The sequence below is a fragment of the Roseateles sp. genome, assembly GCF_046300915.1.
Lineage (GTDB): Bacteria > Pseudomonadota > Gammaproteobacteria > Burkholderiales > Burkholderiaceae_C > Kinneretia.
Genome location: NZ_JBKCLH010000191.1, coordinates 1 through 8,154, shown reverse-complemented (window position 1 = coordinate 8,154; position 8,154 = coordinate 1). Strand labels below are relative to the sequence as shown.

Annotated in this window: 7 protein-coding genes; 2 read left to right on the top strand and 5 right to left on the bottom strand. The window is 69.8% G+C overall.

Annotated features, from left to right (window positions below; translation table 11 throughout):
• On the top strand, positions 1-2,813 hold a 2,813-nt coding region (gene pulA / locus ACK5F2_RS14595; protein WP_409865811.1), incomplete at its 5' end, for a pullulanase-type alpha-1,6-glucosidase.
• Between the two features lie 98 nt (positions 2,814-2,911).
• Positions 2,912-4,141 (top strand): tetratricopeptide repeat protein, encoded by a 1,230-nt coding sequence (locus ACK5F2_RS14590; RefSeq protein WP_409865809.1) that lies wholly within the window; start codon positions 2,912-2,914, stop codon positions 4,139-4,141.
• 5 nt (positions 4,142-4,146) lie between these two features.
• Here the strand turns inward: ACK5F2_RS14590 and ACK5F2_RS14585 are convergent, their stop codons facing one another.
• The 5 genes from ACK5F2_RS14585 to ACK5F2_RS14565 form a co-directional block, all read right to left on the bottom strand.
• Positions 4,147-4,497, bottom strand: coding sequence for a YkgJ family cysteine cluster protein (locus ACK5F2_RS14585; RefSeq protein ID WP_409865806.1), 351 nt, complete (start codon positions 4,495-4,497; stop codon positions 4,147-4,149).
• Between the two features lie 31 nt (positions 4,498-4,528).
• Complete coding sequence (locus tag ACK5F2_RS14580; protein WP_409865804.1) at positions 4,529-5,992, bottom strand: serine/threonine protein kinase; 1,464 nt, start codon at positions 5,990-5,992, stop codon at positions 4,529-4,531.
• A 22-nt stretch (positions 5,993-6,014) separates the two neighbouring features.
• A complete protein-coding gene (locus tag ACK5F2_RS14575; protein ID WP_409865802.1) occupies positions 6,015-6,770 on the bottom strand; it encodes a metallophosphoesterase family protein in 756 nt (251 codons plus the stop codon).
• A gap of 85 nt (positions 6,771-6,855) precedes the next feature.
• Positions 6,856-7,818: an ornithine carbamoyltransferase gene (gene argF / locus ACK5F2_RS14570; RefSeq protein WP_409865800.1), complete on the bottom strand. Its 963-nt coding sequence runs from the start codon at positions 7,816-7,818 to the stop codon at positions 6,856-6,858.
• Positions 7,819-7,827: 9 nt separating this feature from the next.
• On the bottom strand, positions 7,828-8,154 hold a 327-nt coding region (locus tag ACK5F2_RS14565), incomplete at its 5' end, for an aminotransferase class III-fold pyridoxal phosphate-dependent enzyme (protein ID WP_409865798.1).

The window sequence follows — 8,154 nt, the reverse complement described above, 5'->3', positions numbered from 1 at the left end:
GCCCTGCCCAGCGTTTGCGTGTCTCGATGAACCGGGGGCTGCGCAGCCTGAGCCTGCTGGCCCTGGGCCTCTCGGCAACGGCGCTTGCCACGGCGGCCGGTCTGAGCGAGGCCGCGTTGCGCCGGGCCTGCGATGCGCCGGCCAGCAGCCGCCTGCTGCAGGCCGAGCAGCTGCCGCCGCATGACGCGGCCGTGCAAATGCTGGAAGGGGAGGGCGGCACGCGCGCCTTGGGCGAACTCATCTGGGCCGGGCTCGAACCGGCCGAGCCAGGGTGGCGCTACCGGCTCTACCACGCGGCGGCGGGCGGTTTGCAGGCCGCCGTGGGCGCGCCGGTGCGGGGCTTTGATGCGGTGCTGGACCTGCGCGACCAGGGCGCCCACACACCCACCGGTACCCAGGCCTGGATCGGCCCGGGCCGGCGGCTGGCCCTGCCGGCGGATGTGCCGGCAGCCACCTTGCGGCAATGGCTGCGCGGCCAGTTGCTGCGGGTGGCTGAGGACGCTCAGGGCCGCGTGCAGCAGCTCAGCGGCCTGCAGCATGGGGCCTTGCTGGACACGCTGTATGCCGCGGCCGAGCGGGCGCCCGCCCTGGGCCTGAGCCCGCGCGCTGCTGGCGGCTTCGATCTGCGCCTGTGGGCGCCCACGGCGCGCCGGGTGCATCTGTGCCACTACCCCGAAGCCGAGGGCGCTGCAGGGCGCGTGCTGCCCCTGCGCCGGGATGCGGCCACGGGCCTGTGGCAGGGCAGGCTGCCCGCCAGCGCCCGCGGCGGCTACTACAGCTATCTGGTGGAGGTGCAGGTGCGCGGGCTGGGCCGGGTGCTCAACCGCGTGACCGATCCCTACTCGCTGAGCCTGAACGCGGACTCGCGACGCAGCTTCATCGTGGACCTGGCCGACCCGGCCTACAAGCCGCCGGGCTGGGATGCGCTGCGCCCGCCGGCCCGGGTGCGCGGCAATACGGACATGGTGGTGTACGAGCTGCATGTGCGTGACTTCTCGCGCGACGACGCCTCGGTCAGCCCGGCGCGGCGCGGGCGCTACGAGGCCTTCACCGAGACCGGCTCCCCGGGCATGCAGCATCTGCGCCGCCTGAGCGAGGCGGGGCTCACCGATGTGCATCTGCTGCCGGTCTTTGACATCGCCAGCGTGCCCGAGCGCGGCTGTGTGCAGCCCGAGCTGCCCGTCGGCGCGCCGCCCGACAGCGAGGCCCAGCAGGCCGCGGTGATGGCGCAGGCCGGCCGCGACTGCTTCAACTGGGGTTACGACCCCTGGCACTTCAACGCGCCCGAGGGCAGCTATGCCAGCGATGCCAATGAGGGCGGACGCCGCATCCTGGAGTTCCGCCGCATGGTGCAGGCCCTGGCGGGCATCGGCCTGCGCACGGGCATGGACGTGGTCTACAACCACACGGCCGCGGCGGGCCAGCATGAGCAGTCGGTGCTGGACCGCGTGGTGCCCGGCTACTACCAGCGCTATGACGCCCAGGGGCGCATCGAGCGCTCCACCTGCTGCGACAACACCGCCACCGAGCGCCGCATGATGGGCCGCCTGCTGCTGGACTCGGTGCTGCTGTGGGCACGCGAGTACCGCATCGCCTCCTTCCGCTTCGACCTGATGGCCCATCAGCCGCGCGCCCTGATGGAGCGCCTGCAGGCGCGGCTGCGGGCCGAGCTGGACCATGCCGTGCCCCTGATCGGCGAGGGCTGGAACTTTGGCGAGGTGGCCGATGGCGCCCGCTTTGTGCAGGCCTCCCAGCTCTCCCTGCCCGGCAGCGGCATCGCCACCTTCAGCGACCGCGGGCGCGATGCGCTGCGGGGCGGCGGTGTCTCGGATGCCGGGGCCCAGATGGTGAGCCGCCAGGGCTGGCTCAACGGTCAGTTCTACGCCCCCAACGCCCTGGGCGGCGGCGCGAGCCGGGAGGACCTGATGCGCAGCGCCGATCTGCTGCGCCTGGCCCTGGCCGGCAGCCTGCGCGACTATGAGTTGCAAGGCTGGGACGGCCAGCGCCGGCGCGGCGCGCAGATCGACTATGCGGGTCAGCCCGCCGGCTATGCGGCCGCCCCCGGCGAGGTGGTGAACTACGCCGACAACCACGACAACCAGACCCTTTTCGACCTCAACGCCCTGCGCCTGCCCCTGGACACCTCGCGCGAGGACCGGGCGCGCGTGCAGCTGCTGGGCATGGCGCTCACCGCCTTCAGCCAGGGCGTGGCCTATTTCCATGCCGGGGTGGAGACCCTGCGCTCCAAGTCTCTGGACCGCAACAGCTATGACTCGGGCGACTGGTTCAACCGCCTGGACTGGTCGCTGCAGACCAACTATTTCGGCACCGGCCTGCCGCCCCGGCCGGACAATGCGGCGCATTACCCCTGGATGCGCCCCGTGCTGGCGCGCTCCGACGAAATCCGTCCCGAGCCGGCCCAGATCCGCTGGACGGTGGCGGCTTTTGCCGATCTGCTGCGCCTGCGCGCCAGCTCGCGCCTGTTCCGCCTGGACAGCGCCGAGCAGGTGCGCCAGCGACTGCGCCTGCACAACACCGGCCCCACGCAGCAGCCCACCCTGCTGGTGGGCGAGCTGGACGGTCGTGGCCTGCCCGGCGCTGGCTTTCAGCGCCTGCTCTACGCCATCAATGCCGACCTGAAGCCTCAGGCCCTGGACCTGCCCGAAACGCGCGGCCAGACCTGGCGCCTGCACCCCGTTCATCTGGCGCCCGAGGCGGCCGACAGCCGGCCGCGTGAGCAGGCCCGCTTCGACCCCGAGCGCGGTCGATTCGAGATCCCGGCGCGCACCGCCCTGGTTTACGTGCTGGACTGAAGCCGGGGCGGCGGCGGGCTGCCTCGCTGGCACGGCGGGGCCTGTGGTGCTAGGGTTGCGATGCAGTGCCTGGGTCCAGGCACGGGAGGTGTTGCACCATGTCCGCACCCAGCTCTCGCGCATTGCCGCTGTCCGGCCCTCTGCATGGTCTCCTGCACGGCCTCTTTTTCGGCCTGCTGATGCTCTTGGGGGGCTGTGCCAGCCCGCCAGCGCTGGCACCGTCGCCACAAGGCCTGCTGCGAGACGATCTCTTTGGCGCGCCCGGCCCCTTGCCCGAGCCGCATCAGGTGCTGGCCATGACGCCGGCCATGGTGGATTACGCGGAGCAGGAGATCACGGCCCTCGCACGCAGCAAGGGCTTGCGCCAGGGCATGCTCGATGCCTTGTACAAGCGCGGGCAGCTGCAGCTGGAGTACGACGACAGTCGCACCCGCAATGCGGCCGAGGCCTTTGAGGCGCGGCGTGGCAATTGCCTCTCACTGGTGCTGATGACGGCGGCCTTTGCCAAGCACCTGGGCCTGCCGGTGCGCTTCAACAGCGTGTTTGTCGAGGAGCTTTGGAGCCGCAGCGGTGATCTTTATCTGGTGGCTGGCCATGTGAACCTGAGCCTGGGACAGCCGCGCCTGGAACGCAGCGGCGCCCGCGTCTTTGATGTGGGAGAGCTGCTGACGATTGACTTTCTGCCCGCCGATCAGCTGCGCCGCCAGCGCAGCCGCGCGATCGAGGAGGGCACGGTGCTGGCCATGTACTACAACAACCGCTCGGCCGAGTCTTTGCGCGAAGGGCAGTTGGACGCCGCCTACGGCTGGGCGCGCGCCGCGGTGCTGAGTGACCCGCGTTTTCTGGCTGCCCAGAACACCCTGGGCGTGATCTACCGCCGAGCGGGGCATCCGGCCCTGGCGGAGCAGGTCTTCAGACAGGTGCTGCAGCAGGAACCCGCCAACACGCAGACCCTGTCCAATCTGGTGCTGGTCCTGCAGGATAGTGGGCAGATGCAGGAGGCCCAGCAACTCAGTGCCCGGCTACGGGAGCTGCAGCTGGAGCCTCCTTACAAGTTCTATGACCTGGGCATCGCCGCGATGAAGCGGGGCGAGTTCCAGGAGGCCAAGCGCCTCTTCACCCGCGAGATCGAACGCTCGGCCTATGTGCACGAGTTCCACTTCTGGCTGGCCCTGGCCAATTACGGGCTGGGCCAGATGGACGAGGTGCGCAAGCACCTGGCCCTGGCGCGCGAGCACAGCACCACACCCATGGACCGTGAGCGCTATTCCGCCAAGCTGGAAAGCCTGCGCCGCGGCAGCCGCGCTGCGGAGCGCCTGCCGGGCTGAGGCGCTCAGGCAGGCAGGGGCGGCAGGCCGTGGCGCTGGCGCGCGCGGTTGCAGGCCTCATCCCCCAGGCCCATGGGTGCGCGCAGCCCGAACTCACGGCAGGGCGAGGGCCGCCACTCATAAATGCCGCAGCTGGCGCGCTCACCCACCGTGCCCACCAGGGCGGCGCAGCGCGGGCGCAGATGGTCGCTGCCGCGCATGCGGGCCAGGCTGTCATTGAGTTCGACGCACAGCCCGTCGGGCACGCAGCCGCCCTCGCTCTGCAACTCCTCGCGCGCAAAGTCCACGCGAAAGCTCGCGCAGCAGGCGCCGCAGCTCAGGCAGGGGTTGTTGTCTTGGGGCGTGCTCAGGCTCATGCCGGCCAGTGTAGGCGCTGGTGAGGCGGGCTCAGCCCGGCGCCCGCACCACGGTGACGCTGCACTCCGCCTCGGCCACCACCTGGGCCGAGACGCTGCCCAGGTAGCGGCGCAGGGCGGAGTTGGCGCGGGCACCCATCACGATATGGTCCACGCCGGCCTTGGCGGCGAACTCGATGATGGCCTGGGCGGCGTCCGGCGCCTCCAGCACATGGAAGGTCAGGCGGGCGTCTTCCAGGGACAGGGCGCGGCTGATGGGGCGGGCCCAGTGCTTGAGGGCGATCAGCTGCTTCACATGCACGCTGCGCCCCTGGGCGTCGGTGAGTTCGTCCATGCCGATGCGCGCCGTTTTCATGACGCTGACGCAGGCCAGGCGAGCGCCGGGTTCGGCATGCACCAGGCGGCGCGCGGTCTCCTGCAGCCGCGCCAACAGCGCGGGCGTGGCGGACTGGGTATCCACCGCCGCCATGATGATGGGGCTGCGCGAAAGCTGCTGATCCACGGAGGCCGCTGATGTGGCCTCCCGCTGCGGCTCATGGCCCAGGGCAAAGAACCAGCGCTTGAAGGCCTTGAGCGCGCCGCTGCGCTCCAGCTTGTGGGCGCGCGCCGTCAGCGTGACGGACTCGGGGCGCTGCAGGTCGAGGGCCAGCTGGGCCGCGCTCTGGTAGCGGCGCTCGGGCTTGACCTCCAGGCAGTGCAGGATGACTTCCTGCAGCCAGGGTGGCAGCTCGGGGCGTATGGCGCGCGGGGGCAGGGGCTCCACATAGAGCCGGCGGCGCAGACCGCGCACCGAGCTGGGCTGGCCGAAGGGGCGCTCGCCGGTGGCCAGGTGGTAGAGCATCACGCCCAGGGCGAACAGATCGCTGCGCGGGTCGTTGCGCACGAACTGCACCTGCTCCGGCGACATATAGGGGCCGGTGCCCATGGGCAGCTCGAACTCCTCCTCCAGCAAGTCGGGCAGATGGTCGTGGCGCGAGAGTCCGAAGTCCACCAGCACCGCGGTGCCGTCCGGGCGGAACATGATGGTGCTGGGCTTGATGTCCAGGTGCACCACATGCTGGCGGTGCAGATCGTGCAAGGCAGCGGCCACCCGCTGGCCGATGTCCACCACCTCGTCCACGCTCAGCGGCGCATCATCCAGGCGCGGGCGCAGGGACTCGCCGTCGATGCGCTCCATCACGATATAGGCTTGGCGGGTCCAGTCGCCCCGGGCCACGAAGCGCGGCACATGCGGGCCCTTGAGCACGGGGATGAGCATCTGCTCGACCTCGAAACCCACGATGGTGGCCGGGTCCTCGCCGCCCTTGATGCGCGGCACCTTCATGATCAGGGGCATCTCATCGTCGGGCTGCGCTTGCACGCGGCTCACGCGCCAGAGATGGGCCATGCCACCCTGATGCAGGCGCTCTTCAAGGCGGAAGCCGTCAAGCACCATGCCCGGGCTCAGCGGGGTGGGCGGGGGAAGCTCCTGCACGCTGCTGGGACCTGTGCTCATGGCGGGGCGCCTGTGTTGGGTTCTATTCGCCGCGCGCCAGGCGGGATGCCAGGCGTTGGGCCACGGGTTCGGGCAGACCGCTGGCGAGTATGCTGGCGGCCGCGCCCTCGACATCGTAAGGAACGCGCTGAAAGCTCAGCAGGCCGCGATCACTGTCGAAAACCGCGTAACAAGCTGCCGGGTTGCCGTCGCGAGGCTGGCCGCAGGAGCCGGGAATCGCCAGCCACTGGCGGTGGCTGGGCAGCGGGATCTCCACGCCGGCCACCGGCTTGAAGTCGCCGGCCTTGCCCGTGCCGGAGAGGTGGTAGAGCATGGGCTCATGCATATGGCCGCAAAAGGTGTAGTGCGCCCGCGTGGCCTGCAGGCTGCGCATGGCCTCAAGCCGACCCTGGATGTACTCGTAGCCTTCGGGATCGTAGGCGTTGGCATGCACAAAGAGGCACTCGCCCTCGCTGCGACTCAGGGGCAGCTCGGCCAGGAAGCGCAGTTGTTCAGGGTTCAGCCGCTCTCGGGTCCAGCTCACGGCCATCCGCGCGTCCTCGCGCATGGTGGGCAGGGCGCCCTGCGTGACGGCGCTGTCGTGATTGCCCTGCACCGCCACGGCGCCTTGGGCAACCAGCTCTCGCACCTGGTCGACGACCCAGGCCGGATCACCGCCATAGCCTACATAGTCGCCCAGCAGCCCATAGCGCTCGCAGCCTTGGGCTCGGGCATCCGCGAGCACGGCCTCCAGGGCCTGGCGGTTGGCATGGATATCGGTGATGAGGGCCCAGCGCATGGGGACACATCTTGCCACGCAGGCCTGACACGACCCCAACAGACGAGCGGCCCGCGCACGGGCCGCTTTTGCTTCGCGATGGCGTTTAGCCGATGCGCCCCAGCAGCAGGTACTCCATCAGCGCTTTCTGCACATGCATGCGGTTCTCGGCCTCGTCCCAGACCACGGACTGGGGCCCGTCGATCACATCGGCGCTGACTTCCTCGCCGCGGTGGGCGGGCAGGCAGTGCATGAAGAGCGCGTCGGGCTTGGCCACGGCCATCATCTCGGCGTCCACGCACCAGTCGGCAAAGGCCTTGCGTCGGGTCTCGTTCTCGGCCTCGTAGCCCATGCTGGTCCACACATCGGTGGTGACCAGATCGGCACCGCGGCAGGCCTCCAGCGGGTCCTTGAAGACCTTGTAGCAGCTGGCGTCCTTGATGCCCGCCACGGCGGGGTCGATCTCGTAGCCGCTGGGGGTGCTGACATGCACGGTGAAGCCCAGGATCTCGGCCGCCTGCAGCCAGGTGTTGGCCATATTGTTGCCGTCGCCCACCCAGGCCACGACACGGCCCTTGAGGCAGTCCATATCGATGGCGCCTCGGCGGTCCATGCCGCGCTGCTCAATGAAGGTGAACAGGTCGGCCAGGATCTGGCAGGGGTGGTACTCGTTGGTCAGGCCGTTGATCACGGGAACGCGCGAGTGGGCGGCAAAACGCTCGATCTTGCTCTGCTCGAAGGTGCGGATCATCACGATATCGACCATGCGGCTGATCACGCGGGCGCTGTCCTCGATGGGCTCGGCGCGGCCCAGCTGGCTGTCGCCGGTGGTGAGGTGCACCACCGAGCCGCCCATCTGGTACATGCCAGCCTCGAAGCTCACGCGGGTGCGTGTGCTGGCCTTTTCGAAGATCATGGCCAGGGTGCGGTCGGCCAGGGGCTGGTACTTCTCGTAGTTCTTGAAGCGGCGCTTGATGATGGCGGCGCGGTCGAAGAGATGAGCGTATTCCTCGGCGCGCAGATCCTTGAATTGCAGATAGTGGCGCATCAGGCTGTTTCCAGGTTTCATCGGCTGGTTTCAGGCTTTGGGCTGGGCCAGGAAGGCCTTGACCAGCGGCGCCAGGAGGGCCACCACTTGGGCGGCTTCCTCTTCGCTGAGGATCAGGGCCGGCACCAGGCGGATCACGCGGTCGGCGGTGACGCTGATCAGGAGGCCCGCCTCGGCGGCCTGGCCCAGCACGGTGCCGGCCGGACGGTCCAGCTCGATGCCCAGCATCAGACCCTGGCCACGGATCTCCACCACGCCGGGCACGCCGGCGAGCTCGCGCTCCAGGCCGGCCTTGAGCGCGGCGCCCACCCGGGCGGCGTGAGCCAGCAGGCCGTCCTCTTCCATGATCTTCAGGGT

Coding starts and splice junctions, on each gene's coding strand:
- ACK5F2_RS14590 (WP_409865809.1), top strand. CDS start 2,912: ATGTCCGCACCCAGCTCTCGCGCATTGCCGCTGTCCGGCCCTCTGCAT.
- ACK5F2_RS14585 (WP_409865806.1), bottom strand. CDS start 4,497: ATGAGCCTGAGCACGCCCCAAGACAACAACCCCTGCCTGAGCTGCGGC.
- ACK5F2_RS14580 (WP_409865804.1), bottom strand. CDS start 5,992: ATGAGCACAGGTCCCAGCAGCGTGCAGGAGCTTCCCCCGCCCACCCCG.
- ACK5F2_RS14575 (WP_409865802.1), bottom strand. CDS start 6,770: ATGCGCTGGGCCCTCATCACCGATATCCATGCCAACCGCCAGGCCCTG.
- argF (WP_409865800.1), bottom strand. CDS start 7,818: ATGAAACCTGGAAACAGCCTGATGCGCCACTATCTGCAATTCAAGGAT.